Source organism: Pseudomonas sp. R84 (assembly GCF_009834515.1).
In the GTDB taxonomy this organism is placed as follows: domain Bacteria; phylum Pseudomonadota; class Gammaproteobacteria; order Pseudomonadales; family Pseudomonadaceae; genus Aquipseudomonas.
The window spans coordinates 1,627,658-1,645,721 of record NZ_CP019426.1; the positions used below are offsets into that span (position 1 = coordinate 1,627,658).

Below are 18,064 nucleotides of genomic sequence, written 5' to 3' on the forward strand. Positions count from 1 at the left end.
CTGTAAACTCCGCGGCAAAGCGTGGCGTCGGCCATCCCTGAACGAGGTAAAAATCCATGCGTGTCCTGCTCGTCGAAGACCATCTGCAACTGGCCGAAAGTGTCGCTCAGGCGCTCAAAAGCACCGGTCTGACCGTGGATGTGTTGCACGATGGCGTAGCCGCCGATCTGGCACTGGGCAGTGAGGAATACGCCGTGGCGATCCTCGATGTCGGTCTGCCGCGCATGGACGGTTTTGAAGTGCTGGCGCGGTTGCGCGCACGTGGAAAAAATCTGCCGGTGTTGATGCTGACCGCGCGCAGCGATGTGAAGGATCGCGTCCACGGCCTCAATCTGGGCGCCGACGATTACCTCGCCAAACCTTTCGAACTGACCGAACTGGAAGCGCGCGTCAAAGCCTTGCTGCGCCGCAGTGTGCTCGGTGGCGAACGCCAGCAGCGCTGCGGCGTGCTGGCCTACGACCTCGACACCCGACGTTTCACCCTTGGCGAAGAATTGCTGACGCTGACCTCTCGCGAGCAAGCGGTGCTGGAAGCGCTGATTGCCCGGCCGGGGCGGGTGATGAGCAAGGAGCAACTGGCGTCCCAGGTGTTCGGCCTCGACGAAGAAGCCAGCCCCGACGCGATCGAAATCTACGTGCATCGCTTGCGCAAGAAACTCGATGGCCAACCGGTGGCGATCGTGACTTTCCGTGGCCTCGGTTATCTGCTGGAAAGCCGCGATGCATAAGCCCAGCAGCCTGCGCTGGCGCTTGCTGTGGAACCTCGCATTGCTGCTGGTGGTGTTGATGCTCGCTAGCGGCTTGAGCGCGTACTGGAACGGTCGCGAAGCCGCCGACACCGCGTATGACCGCACGCTGCTGGCCTCGGCGCGGACCATCGCTGCGGGCCTGTCGCAACGTGACGGCACACTGAGTGCCGATGTGCCTTACGTCGCACTCGACACCTTCGCTTATGACAGCGCCGGGCGGATTTACTATCAGGTCAATGACATCCACCAAAAGCTGATTTCCGGCTATGAGAATCTGCCCGGGCCGCCGCCGGGGACGCCGCGCACCGACAGTTATCCAGCGTTGGCGCGTTTCTACAACGCCACCTACAAAGGGCAGAACGTGCGCGTGGTCAGCCTGCTGAAAGCAGTGACCGAGCCGAACATGAACGGCATGGCGGAAATCCGCGTTGCCGAAACCGATGAAGCACGGGTGAGCATGGCGCGCAGTCTGGCGGCCGATACCTTGCTGCGCCTGGGCATGTTGGCGATCGGAGCGTTGCTGCTGGTGTGGTTTGCGGTCAGTGCTGCATTGCGCCCGTTGGAGCGCTTGCGCACAGCTGTGGAAGAGCGGCAGCCCGACGACTTGCGGCCGCTGCCATTGGTTGAAGTGCAGCATGAGCTGTGGCCGTTGGTGCGTGGGCTTAATCATTTCACCGAGCGCTTGCGTGGTCAGTTCGAACGGCAGGCGCAGTTCATCGCCGATGCGGCCCATGAGTTGCGCACGCCATTGGCGGCACTGAAAGCGCGGCTTGAATTGGGCTTGCGTTCGAACGAGCCCGAGACGTGGCGCACGACATTGGAATCCTCGGCGCAAAGCACCGATCGCCTGACCCATCTGGCCAATCAGTTGCTGTCGCTGGCGCGCGTCGAAAACGGCGCCCGGGCGATTGCCGAGGGCGGCGCGCAGTTGCTCGATCTGAGTCAGTTGGCCCGGGAATTGGGCATGGCCATGGCGCCTCTGGCGCACAAGCGCGGGGTAGCGCTGGCGCTGGAGGCGGACGAACCGGTGTGGTTGCGCGGTGAGCCGACGCTGCTGAACGAATTACTGAGCAATCTGGTGGACAACGCTTTGGCGCATACGCCACCGGGCGGTAACGTGATATTGCGGGTGACGGCGCCAGCGGTGCTTGAGGTTGAAGATGACGGGCCGGGGATTCCGCTGGAAGAGCGCGACCGGGTGTTTGAGCGGTTTTACCGGCGCAATCAGCAGGTCGCGGGTTCTGGCTTGGGCTTGGCGATTGTCGGCGAGATCTGCCGGGCGCATCTGGCGCAGATCAGTCTGCATGATGGTGAGCAGGCGGGGTTGAAGGTGCGGGTCAGTTTTATCGCCGGGTGACTTGCAGTGTTTTTGTTGGCCTCATCGCGAGCAGGCTCACTCCTACACTGGAACGCGTTCTCCTGTAGGAGTGAGCCTGCTCGCGATGGCCACAATAAAGTTTCGGATCAGTAAAACATCGTCCGCGATTCTTCCAGATCTTCACACAGCGCTTTGTTCTCCGGATCAATCCCAAGCTTTCTGAACGCCGGAACGGTCATTGGATCAATCCGCGCAAACGGATGATCCGTGTCCTTGTGGCAATACAGGCTCGCCACCTGCACCAGATCGACGTAATCAATGGCCGTCGAATCGCGCTTGAAGTCCTGATAGCGCCCCGGCAATTCCACCAGTCGCTCCGGGAACTCCCAGACGCGCAACAACTTGTCGCCCAGCAACGGATGTATGTGATCGATCACATGGTTGAGGCTGACCGGGTCTGACAGCAGTTCGTAGTGGTCTTCGGCGTAGGTCAGAATCGGCAACACACCGATCTGATGCACCAGTCCGCCGAGCGCTGCCTGATCGGGTTTGAGTTGTGTGTAGCGGCGGCACAACGCATAACTGACGCCAGCAATTTCCAGGCTCTTGCGCCAGACTTCGCGCATCTTCTGTTCGACCACTTCGGAGCGGGCGTGGAAAATCTGCTCCATCACCAGACCGATCGCCAGGTTGCTGCTGTAGTTGATGCCCAGCCGGGTGATGGCCGTGTGCAGGTCGGTGACTTCCTGTGCGGCGCGCAGCAGCGGGCTGTTGACCACTTTGATCAGGCGCGCCGACAGCGCCGTGTCCCGGCCGATCACTTTGCTCAGGTCGCTGACGCTGATTTCCGGGTCTTCAGCGGCCTTGCGAATCTGCAGGGCCACCTCCGGCAACGTGGGCAGAACCAGGTCATCGTTATCGATGGCCTCAACCAAATCCTGTTGGACTTTTTCCGCCAGTTCGCTCATTTAAACTCTCTAGGGTGTTGCAACAAATGCTGCGATCAGCGCTGGATTTCGCGGTCGCGATCCAGTTCGTAAGGCAGGTCGAGCAGATGCAGCGCGGGACCTTCGAGGGTGCCCAGATGCAAATCACCGGCTTCGGCAGCTTCGGCCTGCAGCACCGCCAGGAGTTCAATGTTTTGCCCGGCCTTGGCGGCCAGCACCACTTCACCGATGGAGCTGTTGTGGCTTGGCGCAAACAGTTGTGTGCCAGGCTCCGGCAAATCAGCAGTGTCCAGGCTCAGGCGATACAAGCGCCGCTTGAGTTTGCCCAGGTACTGCATGCGCGCAACGATTTCCTGGCCGGTGTAGCAGCCTTTCTTGAAACTCACGCCGCCGACGGCTTGCAGGTTGAGCATCTGCGGGATAAACAGCTCGCGGGTGCTCGGCATGACCTGGCCGATACCGGCGCGGATCTGGCCCAGCAGCCATTGATTGAGCTCAGCCTCAGGCAGGGCGGCGGACAATTTGGTTTTGATCGCGTCAGCCTGATCGGCCGGTGCCCAGAGTTCGGCGCGATCGGGCGAGACGCGAATCGCGAGCAGGCCTTCGTTGCGCACGAGGCTGTCGGTTTCCGCCGGCAGGTCCAGACCGAGGCTGGTCAAGGCACTTTCGCCGTGCGCCAGACCGAAGCGCACCCAGGCGGCGCTTTCGTCGGTCAGTTTCGATTTGGAGAACACCGCGTACTTTTTCAGGTCCGCCAGTTGCGGCTCCAGCAGCTCGCTGGCCATTGCCAGGACTACGCCGTCACCTTCGAGCAGAATGCGGAAGCTCGACTGCATCCGGCCTTTCTGCGTGCAGCGGGCGCCGAGGCTGGCACGGTTGTCGCTCAGGTAATTGAGATTGCAGGTCAACTGGCCTTGCAGGAATTTTCCGGCATCCGCGCCGCGAACCGCGAGAACGCCTTCATGAGACAGGGTGCAGAAAAAAGCAGAATCGGCCATGGGTCTTCGCAGGGTAAATAGACTGGGGCACATCATAAGGGGGCATGGTTGAAATGGGTAGTTGATAAAGGATCGGTGGTGCCCGACCAAAGCCGACTGTGCGGGCCGCCTCGGGGCTGTATACTTGCCGCCAAATTTGAGGAGGGCTCCATGGTCGAACAAGTTGAACTGAATCGCCTGTTTTGGCACAGCCGTCGCGGCATGCTCGAGCTTGACGTGTTGCTGGTGCCGTTCGTGCAGGAGGTTTACGCGACGTTGAACCAGGTGGATCGCGATCTGTATGTGCGCCTGCTGACGTGCGAGGATCAGGACATGTTCGGCTGGTTCATGGAGCGCAGCGAGTCTGAAGATCCGGAACTGCAGCGCATGGTTCGCATGATCCTGGACCGTGTCCAGCCCAAGTAACACGTTCGAATGCCGCTGGCATGCCTCACGGCAGTTGCTGGCGGCTTATCTGTTGGCCCAGGCGTTCGCGCTGGGCGCTCTGTTTCTGCTCTCTATTCCACTCTGGGCCAGCGTGCTCGGGGCTTTTGGCTGTCTGCTTCACGGGTTTTGGGTGTTGCCTCGGCAGATTCTGCTGAATCACCGTCGGGCGTTTCGCGGATTGCGCCGGGACGCCGATGGCTGGCAGTTGTGGAATCAGGCGGATGGCTGGCAAGCCGTGCAATTGAGGCCGGACAGCCTCGCGCTGCCGTTGATCGTGGTGTTGCGTTTTCGTCTGCGCGGGGAATGGCGGGTCAGGTCGATCTGCGTACCAAGGGACTCGCAGGCGGCGGATTTGCACCGACGCCTGCGAGTGCGGCTCAAGTTCAGCCGACGTAGGTGGGCGGCACCAGAATAGTGTCGAGAGCCTCGGGCAGCAGGTCGGGATAGTCGAGGGTGTAATGCAGGCCGCGACTTTCCTTGCGTTCCATGGCTGAGCAGATCATCAGTTCGGCCACCTGCGCCAGATTGCGCAATTCGATCAGATCGCGGCTGACCTTATAGTTGCTGTAGAACTCGTCGATCTCGTCCAGCAGCAGGCGCACGCGGTGCTGTGCCCGCTGCAGGCGCTTGTTGGTGCGCACGATGCCGACGTAGTCCCACATGAAGCGCCGCAGTTCATCCCAGTTGTGCGCGATGATCACGTCTTCGTCGGAATCGGTCACCTGGCTGGCGTCCCACGCGGGTAAGGCGTTTGGCGCGGTGACATCGTCCAGTTGCGCGAGGATGTCGGCCGCCGCTGAGCGGGCATAGACAAAGCATTCCAGCAGCGAGTTGCTGGCCATGCGGTTGGCGCCGTGCAGGCCGGTGAAGCTGGTTTCGCCGATGGCATACAAGCCCGGCACATCGGTGCGACCGTTCTGATCGACCATCACGCCGCCGCAGGTGTAATGCGCGGCAGGCACGACCGGGATGGGCTGTTTGGTGATGTCTATACCGAAACCGAGACAGCGCTCATAAACAGTGGGGAAGTGCGTCTTGATGAAGTCTTCGGGCTTGTGGCTGATATCGAGATAAACGCAGTCGACACCCAGGCGCTTCATTTCATGGTCGATGGCCCGAGCGACGATGTCGCGCGGTGCCAGTTCGGCGCGCTTGTCGAAGCGATACATGAAGCGTTCGCCGTTCGGCAGCTTCAAATGGGCGCCTTCGCCGCGCAGGGCTTCGGTAATCAGAAAGCTCTTGGCCTGTGGGTGATACAGGCAGGTCGGGTGAAACTGGTTGAATTCCAGGTTCGCCACCCGGCAACCCGAGCGCCAGGCCATGGCAATGCCATCACCGCAGGCACCGTCGGGATTGCTGGTATAGAGGTAGACCTTGGCGGCGCCTCCCGAGGCGAGAATCACAAAGCGTGCGCCGTACGTGTCGACTTCGCCGGTTTTACGGTTGAGTACGTAAGCACCGAGGCAGCGTTCGCCGTCCATGCCCAAGCGTCGTTCGGTGATCAGATCAACGGCAACCCGCTGCTCCAGCAGTTCGACGTTTGAGCGCTCTTTGGCCTGAGCCAGCAGGGTTTTGAAAATCGCCGCGCCGGTCGCATCGGCAGCATGGATGATGCGGCGGTGGCTGTGGCCGCCCTCGCGGGTCAGGTGGAATTCGAATCCACCATCCTCAGTGCCGGATTGATCGTCGCGGGTGAAGGGCACGCCTTGGTCGATCAGCCACTGGATGGCTTCGCGGCTGTGCTCCACGGTGAAACGCACGGCGTCTTCGTGGCACAGACCACCGCCGGCGTTCAGGGTGTCATCAACATGGGATTCGACAGTATCGGTGTCGTCGAGCACGGCGGCGACGCCACCCTGGGCCCAGAACGTGGAACCGTTGGCCAGATCGCCTTTACTTAATACGGCAATGCGCAAATGACCCGGCAGGGTCAGCGCGAGACTCAAACCGGCAGCACCGCTGCCTATGACCAGAACATCATGTTGGAATTGTTGGCTCATTACAGGATTCCGCTCAAAGCGACCCGGGTCGGGGGTGGCGCAAGACAGCTGGATCGGCGAGTCAAGACAGCCACACAGCCCACTAGTATATAGAGGGGTGGGGCGGCACAATAGCCGGGCCGATATGGCATTGTGAAACTACTGTGACGGAAAAAACCGTGTGCTTCGTCGGAAGATTTTTTCCGCCGTTTGGGTAAAAGGCGACTGTATCGCTGCTGAAACAGGCTTTTTCTGCACACGGTTGCCCAATGTCGGGTGGCGACGGCTATAAATAATTGGAACTTTTGCCAAAGGCCCAAGATCAATAGTCGGTGCCAGAGATAAGGGACAGTGTCGGCTTCAGTGCGGAATCTGTGGTTGGATTCCTGCCGGCGAAACCGATGACTAGATTATTTGCGCAGCCGGTTTATCCCGAGCTGCGTTTTTCGTGCGTGCCAAATCAGAGCCCGCAGGAAACTTGCCTTGAGGGGGAGAACTTTTGCGAAAAGCCCGAGTCTATGTTTGCAAGTCTGGTCGTTTAGTTATGCAAGTCTCCTCCGGGCTTATCGAGGAGTGTTCATGCTAACCCAGGAAGAGGATCAGCAGCTGGTCGAGCGCGTTCAACGCGGCGACAAGCGAGCTTTCGATCTGTTGGTGCTGAAGTATCAGCACAAGATTCTCGGGTTGATCGTGCGTTTTGTGCACGACACCCATGAAGCCCAGGACGTGGCTCAGGAAGCCTTTATCAAGGCGTATCGAGCACTTGGAAACTTTCGCGGCGACAGTGCGTTTTATACGTGGCTGTACCGTATTGCCATTAACACGGCGAAGAACTACCTGGTTTCACGCGGCCGTCGGCCGCCGGATAGTGATGTAAGTTCCGAGGATGCAGAGTTCTACGATGGCGATCACGGCCTCAAGGATCTCGAGTCACCAGAACGGGCACTGCTGCGGGATGAGATCGAAGGCACCGTCCATCGAACCATTCAGCAACTGCCAGAGGATTTGCGTACGGCTTTAACTTTACGTGAATTCGATGGTCTGAGTTACGAGGACATTGCGAGCGTCATGCAATGTCCGGTGGGTACCGTGCGCTCCCGGATTTTCCGCGCCCGGGAGGCCATCGATAAAGCCCTGCAGCCGTTGTTGCAGGAAAACTGAGACAGCGGCGACAGCCAAGAGAGGAACGCCATGAGTCGTGAAGCCCTGCAGGAATCGCTGTCCGCAGTGATGGATAACGAAGCGGACGAACTGGAATTGCGTCGAGTGCTCAATGCACTGGATGATGTTGATACCCGTGAGACCTGGGCTCGTTACCAGATCGCTCGGGCAGCCATGCACAAGGATCTGCTGCTTCCACGTCTGGATATCGCTGCGGCAGTGTCTGCTGCACTGGAAGACGAAACGGCTCCGGCCAAAGTATCTCGCAGCCCATGGCGCAACCTCGGCCGTCTGGCTGTTGCAGCCTCGGTAACTGTTGCCGTTCTGGCCGGTGTTCGCCTGTACAACCAGGATGAAATCGCTGGTGTCGAACTGGCTCAGCAATCCAGTCAGACAACCTTGGCGACCCCGCAGGTCAAAGGTCCGGCTGTTCTGGCAGGCTATAGTGAGAGTTCGGAAGCCACTGGTCCTATGGCCAACGGCGTACTGCAAGGTCAGCCAGGCTGGCACGATCAGCGTCTGCCAGGTTACTTGCGCCAGCACGCTCAACAGGCTGCACTGAAAGGCACTGAAAGCGCGTTGCCATACGCACGTGCAGCAAGTCTGGAAAACCGTTAAGGAGGATCATGCGCGCCATACCTCTACTTTCGCTTCTGCTGAGTGGCTGGTTCATTGTTCCAGCCCACGCTGATGAGGCCCAGGACTGGTTGACCCGTCTGGGCCAGGCCGAGCAGCAGCAAAGCTTTCACGGCACATTCGTTTACGAGCGTAACGGTAGCTTTTCTACCCATAACATCTGGCATCGCGTCCAGAATGGCCAAGTCCGCGAGCGTTTACTCCAGCTCGACGGTTCGGCGCAGGAAGTCGTGCGCATTGATGGACACACTCAATGCGTCAGCGGCACCCTGATTGCCGGGCTGGGGGATTCTCCCAACTCAGCCGCTCGTCCTCTTGATCCGCAAAAGCTGAAAAATTGGTATGAACTTGCCGTCATCGGCAAATCGCGCGTGGCTGGGCGGGACGCAGTGATCGTATCGCTGACGCCTCGCGATCAGCATCGTTACGGCTTTGAATTGCATTTGGACAAGAAAACCGGCTTACCGCTGAAGTCGTTGTTGCTGAACGACAAAGGGCAGTTGCTCGAGCGCTTCCAGTTCACCAGTCTTGATACTGACGAAGTCCCGTCGGATAAAGACTTGCAGGCCGACGCTGACTGCAAGGCAGTTACGTTGGACAGTGACAAGGCTTCGGCGGTGAAGACAGCTCAAGTCTGGCATTCTGAATGGCTGCCGCCGGGTTTCGAGCTGACTAGCAGCACCTCGCACAAAGATCCGGAAACCAAGACCCAGGTCAACAGCTTGCTGTATGACGACGGTCTGGCGCGTTTTTCGGTTTTCCTCGAGCCGTTGAATGGCGCGACTGTGACTGACACGCGGACTCAACTGGGCCCGACCGTTGCCGTTTCCCGTCGCCTGACCACGCCCGAAGGCGAAATGATGGTGACGGTCGTGGGCGAGATCCCGATTGGCACCGCCGAACGAATTGCTCTGTCGATGCGAAATACCGATGGCACTGCAACCAGTAAGCAATGAGCTGATTTCAGTCGTTAGCACTTCTTCGTCGAGACGTGGATGAAATGTTTGCTGAGCATTTTCATTTGCAAATACCCCGGAAATTTTTTATAGGTCAGAGCCTCACGGCTCTGGCCTTGTTTGTTTTTGCCGGAACAAAAATGCCGGTCGGTGGTTTCCGGTGTTCCTTGCTCCATATCGCTTAACCCTGCTCGTCGTAACGGGAGCTGTATGTCGATACCAAGTTTGAAATCTTATCTCTCCATTTTCGCCACCGTGCTGCTGCTCGGTCAGGTAGTCCCTGCGGCACAAGCGGCGGATCTGCCTGACTTCACCCAATTGGTCGAACAGGCGTCGCCAGCCGTGGTGAACATCAGTACAACGCAGAAACTGCCGGATCGTAAAGTGAACCAGCAGATGCCTGATCTGGAAGGCCTGCCGCCGATGCTGCGCGAGTTCTTCGAACGTGGCATGCCGCCTCAACAGCGTTCGCCGGGCGGTGGTGGTCGTCAGCGTGAAGCGCAGTCGCTGGGCTCGGGCTTCATCATCTCTCCTGATGGCTACATCCTGACCAACAACCATGTGATCGCTGATGCTGACGAGATCCTCGTGCGTCTGGCTGATCGCAGCGAAATGAAAGCCAAGCTGATCGGCACCGACCCGCGTTCCGACGTGGCATTGCTGAAAATCGAAGGCAAGGATCTGCCGGTATTGAAGCTTGGCAAGTCTCAGGACCTGAAAGCCGGCCAGTGGGTCGTGGCAATCGGTTCGCCGTTCGGCTTCGACCACACCGTGACCCAAGGCATCGTCAGTGCCGTCGGTCGTAGTCTGCCTAACGAAAACTACGTGCCGTTCATTCAGACTGACGTGCCGATCAACCCGGGCAACTCCGGTGGCCCTCTGTTCAACCTGAACGGTGAAGTGGTCGGCATCAACTCGCAGATCTACACGCGTTCGGGCGGCTTCATGGGTGTGTCGTTCGCGATCCCGATCGATGTGGCGATGGACGTTTCCAATCAGCTGAAGAGCGGCGGCAAGGTCAGCCGTGGCTGGTTGGGCGTGGTCATCCAGGAAGTGAACAAGGATCTCGCCGAGTCGTTCGGTCTGGATAAGCCGGCCGGTGCGCTGGTTGCTCAGATTCAGGATGACGGCCCGGCAGCCAAAGGTGGTTTGCAAGTCGGCGACGTGATCCTGAGCATGAACGGCCAGCCGATCGTCATGTCTGCTGACCTGCCGCATCTGGTCGGTGCACTGAAAGCTGGCGCCAAAGCCAATCTGGAAGTGATTCGTGAAGGCAAGCGCAAGAACGTCGAACTGACAGTTGGTGCGATTCCTGACGAAGACAAAGAACTGGATGCGCTGCCGAAGTCCGGCACTGAAAGCACCAGTAATCGCCTCGGTGTTTCGGTGGGCGAACTGACTGCCGAGCAGAAGAAAACCTATGACCTCAAAGGTGGTGTAGTAATCAAGGAAGTGCAGGACGGTCCTGCGGCCCTGATCGGTCTGCAGCCAGGTGACGTGATTACTCACCTCAACAACCAGGCTATCGGTTCCACCAAGGAGTTTGGCGAGATCGCCAAAGCGCTGCCGAAGAATCGTTCGGTGTCGATGCGCGTTCTGCGTCAAGGTCGCGCGAGCTTCATCACCTTCAAGCTGGCTGAATAATCCAGCGCTAAGGTAAAAAAGAAACCGCCTCGGAAGAGGCGGTTTTTTTATGCCTGAAGCTTTTGTCCCGGCGGGTAACGATCAGCCCATCATGTCCTTCACCATCCGCTCCTGCTCCATCAGCTCACGCTGGCGGGCATCGATTCGCGAGGACAGCGGGAAGTTGCTGCCAGCCTTGCGCTTGGCAAAGTCCAGCTGCTGGATCGCCTGACGATAATCGCCAACCAGTGCGAAGTACTCGGCGCGCGCCTGATGCAGGCCAATGATGTTGCCGGACAAGCCACGGGTTTCGGCGACCTGATACCAGACGTCCGGATCATCCGGGCGGGATTTGAGTAACGCTTCCAGGGCCTTTTCGGCATCCGGCGCGCGATTCTGTTTCAGCAGCAGATCCACGCGAACCTGATTCAGTGGATAGTTGCCCGGATATTGCGTGAGCATCCGGTCAACCCGTGATTGCGCATCCGGCAAACGATTATTGGTAATGTCCAGATCGACTTGGGCGAGGTTATAGATGATTTCGTTTGGCGACGTTGCCAGCAATTGCTTGAGATTCTCGCGCGCCTCATTCAGCTGGCCGCCCTTGATCTGCGCAATCGCCAGACCGTAGCGCGCCACATCGTTTTTCGGGTTCTCGTCCAGTTGTGCACGGAAACGCTTGGCACCCAGGCCAGGGGTTTCTTCGTAGATCAACTGCACGCGGGCGCGGATCAGTTGATAGCGCTTGGAATCTTCGATACCGCCTGGTTTGGCCTGTTCGGCACGGTTGCGGGTGTCGGCAATACGCGATTCTGTCACGGGGTGAGTCAACAGGAATTCCGGTGGCTTGGCGTCGAAACGGTACTGGCGCATCAAGCGCTCGAACATGGTCGGCATCGAGCGCGGGTCATACCCGGCCTTTTCCAGATTGAGGATGCCGATGCGGTCGGCTTCCTGTTCGTTCTGCCGGGAGAAGGTGCGTTGAGATTGAATCGCCGCGGCCTGCGTACCGGCAATTGTGGCGATGCCTGCGTCACCGCCACCGGCCGCTGCGATGACGATCCCGGCCAGCAGCGCAGCCATCATCGGTACTTGCATCCGCTGCGAAGCTTCGACGCCACGAGCAAAGTGGCGTTGCGACAAGTGAGCCAGTTCGTGCGCCAGTACCGAAGCGTATTCGCCTTCGGTCTGCGCATTGAGAAACAGACCGCCGTTGACCCCGACCACACCGCCCGGCGCTGCGAAGGCGTTGAGTTGCGGGCTGTTGATCAGGATGAATTCGAGGCGACGGTCAGTGACCTGGCTGGTCTCTACCAGTTTATAAACGCTGGATTCGACGTAGTCTTTGAGCTGCGGATCGTTGAGCTGTGAAACCTGGCTACGCAACATGGCCAGCCAGGCGCGGCCGAGCTGATATTCCTGTTGCGGCGAGACAATGGCAGAACTGGCGTCGCCGAGTGACGGCAGATCGTCGGCAAAGCCTGGTGAGGCGAGCAGGCAAGCGAGCGTCAGCAGGGTAGGGCGCAGAAAAGTCATGCACAAAGCCTTAGAAGACAAAGACCTTACTGTAGCCGGACACCGGAGCTGCGACCAGATATTCTAGGCAGCTCGACGACCCGAACCGGAGTGACGCAATGACTGACGCTGTAGCCCATGACGTGGAACTGGACGCCAGTGGCCTGAATTGTCCGTTGCCGCTGCTCAAGGCAAAAATGGAACTCAACAAGCTCCCGAGTGGCGCTGTGCTCAAGGTCATCGCCACGGATGCTGGCTCGCAGCGCGACTTCCGCACCTTTGCCAGACTGGCCGGTCATATGCTGCTGCGCGAAGAAGACGAAGCGGGCGTTTACCGTTACTGGTTGAAAAAGGCCTGAACCCAAAGCGTAAAAGACCTAAGGATTATTGATGTTCAAAGTGTTACGCGACTGGATTCAGCGCTATTTCTCCGATGAAGAAGCGGTGGTGCTGGCGGTGCTGCTGTTTCTCGCCTTCACGGCGGTGCTCACGCTTGGCGGCATGCTTGCGCCGGTGCTGGCGGGAATGGTGTTGGCGTATCTGATGCAGGGCCTGGTGGTTACGCTCGAGCGTCTGCGCGTGCCGGGTGGTGTGGCAGTAGGGTTGGTGTTCGCGCTGTTCATGGGCGTACTGATGCTGTTTATCGTCGTGGTGCTGCCGTTGCTCTGGCATCAGTTGATCACGCTGTTCAATGAGCTGCCCGGGATGCTCGCCAAATGGCAATCGCTGCTGTTATTGCTGCCGGAGCGTTATCCGCATCTTGTATCCGATGAGCAGGTGTTGCAGGCGATCGAGGCGGCGCGTGGCGAGATCGGCAAGTTCGGCCAGTGGGCGCTGACATTCTCGCTGTCGAGTCTGCCGCTGCTGGTGAACATCATGATCTATCTGGTGCTGGTGCCGATTCTGGTGTTCTTCTTCCTCAAGGACCGGGCGATGATCGGTGAGTGGGTGCGTGGTTATCTTCCACGTGAGCGCGCGCTGATCACTCGGGTTGCGCAGGAAATGAACCGGCAGATCGCCAACTACATTCGCGGCAAGGTCATTGAAATCGTGATTTGCGGTGGTGTGACCTACATCGCTTTTGTCGCTCTTGGGCTCAACTATGCGGCGCTGCTGGCGTTGATGGTCGGTGTGTCGGTGGTGGTGCCGTACGTTGGCGCGGTGGTGGTGACCGTGCCGGTATTGCTGATTGCGTTGTTTCAGTGGGGCTGGAGTGATCAGTTCATCTATTTGATGGCTGTCTACGGAATCATCCAGACCCTGGATGGCAACGTGCTGGTGCCGTTGCTGTTCTCGGAGGCGGTCAACCTGCACCCGGTCGCAATTATCTGCGCGGTGCTGTTGTTTGGCGGGTTGTGGGGATTCTGGGGCGTGTTCTTTGCGATCCCGCTGGCGACCCTGTTCAAGGCTGTGCTGGATGCGTGGCCGCGCCAAGAGCCGGCGGTGGCGCCGCTGCTGTAGCGATTGATCCAGATTTTGCAGGAAGGCTATTCGCGAGCAGGCTCGCTCCCACATTGATCGATTCGCCCATGCGAGCACGGTTTAATGTGGGAGCGAGCCTGCTCGCGAAGGCGTCAGTAAAAATGACGCAAAAACATCAGGCTTTATTCAGAACCTGAGCAGCAGCCAAAACTGCATCCACATGCCCCGGCACCTTCACACCGCGCCATTCCTGACGCAGCACACCTTCCTTGTCAATCAGGAACGTGCTGCGATCAACGCCCAGGTATTCTTTGCCATACAGCTTCTTCAACTTGATTACGTCGAACAATTGGCAGACGGCTTCGTCCTTGTCGCTGATCAGCTCGAACGGAAACTCCTGCTTGCACTTGAAGTTCTCGTGAGACTTCAGGCTGTCGCGCGAAACACCGAAGATTTCCGTGTTGGCAGCCTTGAACGCGGCGTACTGATCACGAAAGCCCTGCCCCTCAGTGGTGCAGCCCGGCGTGCTGTCCTTCGGGTAAAAGTAGATCACCACTTGCTTGCCCTTCAGGGCTGACAAGCTAACGGTCTGTCCGCTGGTGGCCGGTGCTTCGAAATCGGCAACCGGTTGATCGATGACAATGGCCATGAAAGCTTCCTTACATTGGGTTCTGTGGGCGCCAAGGCTCAATCAGTGCGTCGAGGTTCATCGCGTCAGAGAAATCGAGGAACTGGTCGCGCAACCAACTGATCTGGGTGCCGGCCGGCAGGGTCACGGTGAATGTGGCGTTGAGCATGGTGCCGCCGGTTTGCGGCGCCTGATACGTGTCGCAGGTCAGGTTTTCCAGCTCGACGTTGTGATCCATGAAGAACTGGCACAGCTCATTGATGATGTCCGGACGATACGCCGAGCTGACATAGGCCACGTACGGCAGCGCCTGCGGACGATTTTCCAGCGGTGCGCTGCGCACGACGTTGACGGTGAAAGCGTGTTTCTTGGACAGGCCCGACAGACTGCCTTCCAGGCGAGCGAGGGCGTCCCAACTACCGGAGACCTCAAGGATCAGCGCACTGCACTCGCCGTGGCGAGTCAGGCGCGAAGTAACCACGGCGCAGCGATTTTCATGGCTGGCGCGGCACAGGACGTTAGTCAGCTCCATGGGGTTGGCGCCGAGGGCACTGATGACAAGGAATTGTTCGCGAACTGTGGGGGTGGACATGCAGCATTCCTAAAGCGATGAGCGGTCGGTAGGTTATCGGGCGTTGGCTGCCGGGGAGTGCCTGTTCTGGCGGTCCGTACAAAGAGGCCCGGCAAGCTCGCGGCTCGCCCCACTGATAGTGGGAGCGCGCCGATGCGACGCAGGAACGGGGTCTGGGAGGCCGAAAAGGAAGGCTGGAACCCGGCGTACAAGCTGATCAGTACCGATCAAAGTCTGAAGGGTAGCGAAAAGCGGCGCCAAGGGGAATGGCGGCAGCGCAGTACTTCGCTTGTGCAAGCATCTTGGCGCCAGTACCATTACCGCTCTCTTTTTCCGGCAGGAGCGGTTTCATGATTGCGGGCAGTATGGTGGCACTGGTCACTCCCATGGATGCACAAGGGCGTCTTGACTGGGACAGCCTCAGCAAACTCGTGGACTTCCATCTCAAGAACGGCACCCATGCCATTGTCGCGGTCGGTACTACCGGCGAGTCGGCAACCCTTGATGTAGAAGAACACATCGCCGTCATCAAAGCCGTGGTCAAACAGGTTGCCGGGCGCATCCCGGTCATCGCCGGCACTGGCGCCAACTCGACCCGCGAAGCCGTCGAGCTGACCCGCAACGCCAAAGAAGCCGGCGCCGATGCCTGCCTGCTGGTCGTGCCGTACTACAACAAGCCGACTCAGGAAGGCCTGTACCAGCACTTCAAGTACATTGCTGAAGCGGTCGACATTCCGCAGATTCTCTATAACGTTCCGGGCCGCACCTCTTGCGACATGCAGGCCGAGACCGTGATTCGCCTGTCCACCGTGCCGAACATCATCGGTATCAAGGAGGCCACCGGCGACCTGAAACGCGCCAAAGCGATCATCGATGGTGTGAGCAAGGATTTCATCGTGCTGTCCGGCGATGATCCGACTGCCGTTGAACTGATCCTCCTGGGTGGCAAAGGCAACATCTCGGTGACAGCCAACGTCGCTCCGCGCGAAATGGCCGATCTGTGCGAGGCTGCGCTGAAAGGCGACGCCGACACCGCACGGGCAATCAACGAAAAACTGATGCCGCTGCACAAAGACCTGTTCATCGAAGCCAACCCGATTCCGGTGAAGTGGGCTTTGGTTGAAATGGGCCTGATGCACGAAGGCATCCGCCTGCCACTGACCTGGCTGAGCACACCTTGTCACGAAACGCTTCGCTCGGCCCTGCGCCAGTGCAGCGTCCTGGTTTAATTGAGGAAGTACAACGCATGAAGCGAATGGCCGGACTTTCCGCACTTGCCTTGATTATCTCCAGCACCAGCGGCTGCGGATGGGTCTGGGGCCCGGAAGGTTATTTCCGTGACCGTGGTAGCGACTACCTGGAAGCGCAACAGACTGCACCGATGCAACTGCCGCCGGAAGTCAGCACTTCCAAGCGTCTGGATCCGCTGCTGCCGATCCCGCGTAACGTCGCTGATGACACCGCCAAGGGCGAATACATTGTGCCGCGGCCTCAGCCGCTGTCGGCTGTTGCCGATGCCAGCGATTACTCTCTGCAGAAAAGCGGTGACTCGCGTTGGGTTGTGGCCCAGCACCCACCGGCCGAAGTCTGGCCAGTGGCGGTACAATTCTTCCAGGACAACGGTTTCCGTCTGGACGAACAGCGCCCGCAAACCGGCGAATTCACCACCACCTGGCAGCATTCCGATGAACTGTCCGCGTCCATGGCCAAGCGCCTGAGCGCAGCCGGTATTGCCAGCGACAGCGAAACCCGTGTGCGTGTTCGTATCGAGCCGGGTGTACAGCGCAACACCAGTGAAATCTACGTGGTCAGCGCCGAGCGTCCTGCCGGCAGCACGGCCGACGTGGCATTCACCAACCGTTCGGTCAACACTGGCCTGGACGCAGCGCTGGTCGACGACATGCTCGCAAGCATGAGCCGGATCTCCGAGAAGGGCGGTTCGGTGTCGATGCTGGCCTCGCGTGATTTCGATACGCCGAGCCGTGTCAGCCTCAGCGAAGACGGCAGCGGTAACCCGGTGTTGAACGTCGGTACCGATCTGGACCGTGCCTGGTCGAGTGTTGGCCGTGCGCTGGAACAAGGCGAGTGGCGCGTTGAAGACATCAACCGCAGCCTCGGCCTGTACTACATCAACCTGGCCGAAAAAGCCGAGAAGAAAGACGACAAGCCTGGTTTCTTCAGCAGTCTGTTCGGCAGTGCGCCGAGCAAGGAAGAAGTTGAAGCCCGTGCCGAGCGTTATCAGGTTCGCCTGAGCAAGGTTGGCGAGAACATTCAGGTGACCGTCGAGAAAAACATCAACACCGTCGCGCCGGCTGAAGTGGCACGCAAAGTGTTGAGCGTGATTCAGGACAACCTGGGCTGATCAACCATGCGTTTTGCCGTTCTCGGCAGCGGTAGCCAAGGGAACGGCACGCTGATCGCCAGTGCTGATACGTATGTGCTGGTGGATTGTGGTTTTTCCCTGCGGGAAACCGAAAAACGCCTGTTGCGCCTGGGTGTGAACCCGGCGCAACTGAGCGCGATACTCGTAACCCACGAACATGCCGACCACGTGCATGGCGTGGGTTTGCTGTCTCGGCGCTACAATCTACCGGTCTACCTCAGTCGCGGCACACTGCGCGGGATGCGCAAACCGATCGAACCCGCAGGCTTTCTGGCCGGCGGCGAGCAACTGCAGATCGGTGCACTGAACATCGGGGTCATTGCCGTGGCCCATGATGCGCAGGAACCGACCCAGTATGTCTTCAGTGATCACGAGCAGCGGCGTTTCGGCCTGCTGACCGACCTGGGTTCCTACTGCGAGCGGGTGCTGGACGGTTATCGGGATCTCGATGCGTTGATGATCGAATCCAACCATTGTCGCGACATGCTGGCCCGTGGTCATTACCCGTACTTTCTCAAGCAGCGGGTGGGCGGCGAGCTGGGACATTTGAACAACCATCAGGCGGCATTCCTGGTGTCGGAGTTGGGCTGGCAAGGTCTGCAACACCTGGTTCTGGCCCATCTGAGCAGCAAGAACAACCTGCCGCAGCTGGCCCGGCAATGTTTTGTCGACACCCTCGGGTGCGACCCGGACTGGCTGCAACTGGCCGATCAAGATTCAGGGCTCGACTGGCGCCACATCGCCTAGCCCAC

The 18,064-nt window shown here is 59.1% G+C and carries 19 protein-coding genes; 13 read left to right on the forward strand and 6 right to left on the reverse strand.

What is annotated here, in order from left to right; all coding sequences use genetic code 11:
* Window positions 1-56 precede the first annotated feature (56 nt).
* Window positions 57-728, forward strand: a complete 672-nt coding sequence (locus tag PspR84_RS07340) for a response regulator (RefSeq protein ID WP_007911422.1) — start codon at window positions 57-59, stop codon at window positions 726-728.
* Window positions 721-2,106, forward strand: a complete 1,386-nt coding sequence (locus tag PspR84_RS07345) for a sensor histidine kinase (RefSeq protein ID WP_016984705.1) — start codon at window positions 721-723, stop codon at window positions 2,104-2,106. The genes PspR84_RS07340 and PspR84_RS07345 overlap by 8 nt, the downstream gene beginning before the upstream one ends.
* Before the next feature lie 107 nt (window positions 2,107-2,213).
* On the opposite strand, the gene PspR84_RS07350 is transcribed toward PspR84_RS07345, so the two are convergent.
* Window positions 2,214-3,035, reverse strand: coding sequence for an HDOD domain-containing protein (locus PspR84_RS07350; RefSeq protein WP_016984704.1), 822 nt, complete (start codon window positions 3,033-3,035; stop codon window positions 2,214-2,216).
* A 35-nt stretch (window positions 3,036-3,070) separates the two neighbouring features.
* A complete protein-coding gene (locus tag PspR84_RS07355; protein ID WP_160056540.1) occupies window positions 3,071-4,012 on the reverse strand; it encodes a folate-binding protein YgfZ in 942 nt (313 codons plus the stop codon).
* A gap of 150 nt (window positions 4,013-4,162) precedes the next feature.
* Here PspR84_RS07355 and PspR84_RS07360 point away from each other — a divergent pair, with 150 nt between their 5' ends.
* Window positions 4,163-4,417: a succinate dehydrogenase assembly factor 2 gene (locus PspR84_RS07360; RefSeq protein WP_007911418.1), complete on the forward strand. Its 255-nt coding sequence runs from the start codon at window positions 4,163-4,165 to the stop codon at window positions 4,415-4,417.
* Window positions 4,401-4,853, forward strand: a complete 453-nt coding sequence (locus tag PspR84_RS07365; protein WP_160056542.1) for a protein YgfX — start codon at window positions 4,401-4,403, stop codon at window positions 4,851-4,853. Before PspR84_RS07360 ends, PspR84_RS07365 begins: the two co-directional genes overlap by 17 nt.
* Here PspR84_RS07365 and nadB read toward each other — a convergent pair.
* Window positions 4,822-6,438 carry an L-aspartate oxidase gene (gene nadB, locus PspR84_RS07370; RefSeq protein WP_160056544.1) on the reverse strand — a complete coding sequence of 539 codons (1,617 nt, stop codon included), beginning with the start codon at window positions 6,436-6,438 and terminating at the stop codon, window positions 4,822-4,824. The two genes, PspR84_RS07365 and nadB, sit on opposite strands and share 32 nt — an antisense overlap.
* Before the next feature lie 558 nt (window positions 6,439-6,996).
* Here nadB and rpoE point away from each other — a divergent pair.
* The 4 genes from rpoE (at window position 6,997) to PspR84_RS07390 (ending at window position 10,814) form a co-directional block, all read left to right on the forward strand.
* Entirely contained in the window at window positions 6,997-7,578 is a 582-nt protein-coding gene (gene rpoE, locus PspR84_RS07375; protein WP_003172477.1) for an RNA polymerase sigma factor RpoE, read from the forward strand.
* 30 nt (window positions 7,579-7,608) lie between these two features.
* Window positions 7,609-8,196: an RseA family anti-sigma factor gene (locus PspR84_RS07380; RefSeq protein ID WP_116028859.1), complete on the forward strand. Its 588-nt coding sequence runs from the start codon at window positions 7,609-7,611 to the stop codon at window positions 8,194-8,196.
* An 8-nt stretch (window positions 8,197-8,204) separates the two neighbouring features.
* Complete coding sequence (locus tag PspR84_RS07385; protein WP_160056546.1) at window positions 8,205-9,170, forward strand: MucB/RseB C-terminal domain-containing protein; 966 nt, start codon at window positions 8,205-8,207, stop codon at window positions 9,168-9,170.
* Between the two features lie 210 nt (window positions 9,171-9,380).
* A complete protein-coding gene (locus tag PspR84_RS07390; protein ID WP_160056548.1) occupies window positions 9,381-10,814 on the forward strand; it encodes a DegQ family serine endoprotease in 1,434 nt (477 codons plus the stop codon).
* Between the two features lie 81 nt (window positions 10,815-10,895).
* Here the strand turns inward: PspR84_RS07390 and PspR84_RS07395 are convergent, their stop codons facing one another.
* Entirely contained in the window at window positions 10,896-12,329 is a 1,434-nt protein-coding gene (locus PspR84_RS07395) for a M48 family metalloprotease (protein ID WP_034153149.1), read from the reverse strand.
* A gap of 98 nt (window positions 12,330-12,427) precedes the next feature.
* On the opposite strand from PspR84_RS07395, the gene PspR84_RS07400 reads away from it, so the two are divergent.
* Together PspR84_RS07400 and PspR84_RS07405 are read left to right on the forward strand one after the other, a co-directional pair.
* Window positions 12,428-12,667 (forward strand): sulfurtransferase TusA family protein, encoded by a 240-nt coding sequence (locus PspR84_RS07400; protein WP_160056550.1) that lies wholly within the window; start codon window positions 12,428-12,430, stop codon window positions 12,665-12,667.
* Between the two features lie 31 nt (window positions 12,668-12,698).
* Window positions 12,699-13,769, forward strand: a complete 1,071-nt coding sequence (locus tag PspR84_RS07405; RefSeq protein ID WP_160056552.1) for an AI-2E family transporter — start codon at window positions 12,699-12,701, stop codon at window positions 13,767-13,769.
* A gap of 136 nt (window positions 13,770-13,905) precedes the next feature.
* Here PspR84_RS07405 and PspR84_RS07410 read toward each other — a convergent pair whose 3' ends face one another.
* Window positions 13,906-14,379 (reverse strand): peroxiredoxin, encoded by a 474-nt coding sequence (locus PspR84_RS07410; protein ID WP_160056554.1) that lies wholly within the window; start codon window positions 14,377-14,379, stop codon window positions 13,906-13,908.
* A 10-nt stretch (window positions 14,380-14,389) separates the two neighbouring features.
* Window positions 14,390-14,950 (reverse strand): glycine cleavage system protein R, encoded by a 561-nt coding sequence (locus tag PspR84_RS07415; RefSeq protein WP_007911394.1) that lies wholly within the window; start codon window positions 14,948-14,950, stop codon window positions 14,390-14,392.
* Between the two features lie 329 nt (window positions 14,951-15,279).
* On the opposite strand from PspR84_RS07415, the gene dapA reads away from it, so the two are divergent.
* Genes dapA through PspR84_RS07430 form a run of 3 tightly spaced genes read left to right on the forward strand, consistent with a single transcriptional unit; the run spans window position 15,280 to window position 18,059 of the window.
* On the forward strand, window positions 15,280-16,158 hold the full coding sequence (gene dapA / locus PspR84_RS07420) for a 4-hydroxy-tetrahydrodipicolinate synthase (protein WP_034153154.1): 879 nt from the start codon (window positions 15,280-15,282) through the stop codon (window positions 16,156-16,158).
* A 17-nt stretch (window positions 16,159-16,175) separates the two neighbouring features.
* Window positions 16,176-17,291 (forward strand): outer membrane protein assembly factor BamC, encoded by a 1,116-nt coding sequence (gene bamC, locus PspR84_RS07425; RefSeq protein WP_038358367.1) that lies wholly within the window; start codon window positions 16,176-16,178, stop codon window positions 17,289-17,291.
* 6 nt (window positions 17,292-17,297) lie between these two features.
* Window positions 17,298-18,059 (forward strand): MBL fold metallo-hydrolase, encoded by a 762-nt coding sequence (locus PspR84_RS07430; protein ID WP_007911390.1) that lies wholly within the window; start codon window positions 17,298-17,300, stop codon window positions 18,057-18,059.
* Window positions 18,060-18,064 lie beyond the last annotated feature (5 nt).

Coding starts and splice junctions, on each gene's coding strand:
- PspR84_RS07340 (WP_007911422.1), top strand. CDS start 57: ATGCGTGTCCTGCTCGTCGAAGACCATCTGCAACTGGCCGAAAGTGTC.
- PspR84_RS07345 (WP_016984705.1), top strand. CDS start 721: ATGCATAAGCCCAGCAGCCTGCGCTGGCGCTTGCTGTGGAACCTCGCA.
- PspR84_RS07350 (WP_016984704.1), bottom strand. CDS start 3,035: ATGAGCGAACTGGCGGAAAAAGTCCAACAGGATTTGGTTGAGGCCATC.
- PspR84_RS07355 (WP_160056540.1), bottom strand. CDS start 4,012: ATGGCCGATTCTGCTTTTTTCTGCACCCTGTCTCATGAAGGCGTTCTC.
- PspR84_RS07360 (WP_007911418.1), top strand. CDS start 4,163: ATGGTCGAACAAGTTGAACTGAATCGCCTGTTTTGGCACAGCCGTCGC.
- nadB (WP_160056544.1), bottom strand. CDS start 6,438: ATGAGCCAACAATTCCAACATGATGTTCTGGTCATAGGCAGCGGTGCT.
- rpoE (WP_003172477.1), top strand. CDS start 6,997: ATGCTAACCCAGGAAGAGGATCAGCAGCTGGTCGAGCGCGTTCAACGC.
- PspR84_RS07380 (WP_116028859.1), top strand. CDS start 7,609: ATGAGTCGTGAAGCCCTGCAGGAATCGCTGTCCGCAGTGATGGATAAC.
- PspR84_RS07385 (WP_160056546.1), top strand. CDS start 8,205: ATGCGCGCCATACCTCTACTTTCGCTTCTGCTGAGTGGCTGGTTCATT.
- PspR84_RS07390 (WP_160056548.1), top strand. CDS start 9,381: ATGTCGATACCAAGTTTGAAATCTTATCTCTCCATTTTCGCCACCGTG.
- PspR84_RS07395 (WP_034153149.1), bottom strand. CDS start 12,329: ATGACTTTTCTGCGCCCTACCCTGCTGACGCTCGCTTGCCTGCTCGCC.
- PspR84_RS07400 (WP_160056550.1), top strand. CDS start 12,428: ATGACTGACGCTGTAGCCCATGACGTGGAACTGGACGCCAGTGGCCTG.
- PspR84_RS07405 (WP_160056552.1), top strand. CDS start 12,699: ATGTTCAAAGTGTTACGCGACTGGATTCAGCGCTATTTCTCCGATGAA.
- PspR84_RS07410 (WP_160056554.1), bottom strand. CDS start 14,379: ATGGCCATTGTCATCGATCAACCGGTTGCCGATTTCGAAGCACCGGCC.
- PspR84_RS07415 (WP_007911394.1), bottom strand. CDS start 14,950: ATGTCCACCCCCACAGTTCGCGAACAATTCCTTGTCATCAGTGCCCTC.
- dapA (WP_034153154.1), top strand. CDS start 15,280: ATGATTGCGGGCAGTATGGTGGCACTGGTCACTCCCATGGATGCACAA.
- bamC (WP_038358367.1), top strand. CDS start 16,176: ATGAAGCGAATGGCCGGACTTTCCGCACTTGCCTTGATTATCTCCAGC.
- PspR84_RS07430 (WP_007911390.1), top strand. CDS start 17,298: ATGCGTTTTGCCGTTCTCGGCAGCGGTAGCCAAGGGAACGGCACGCTG.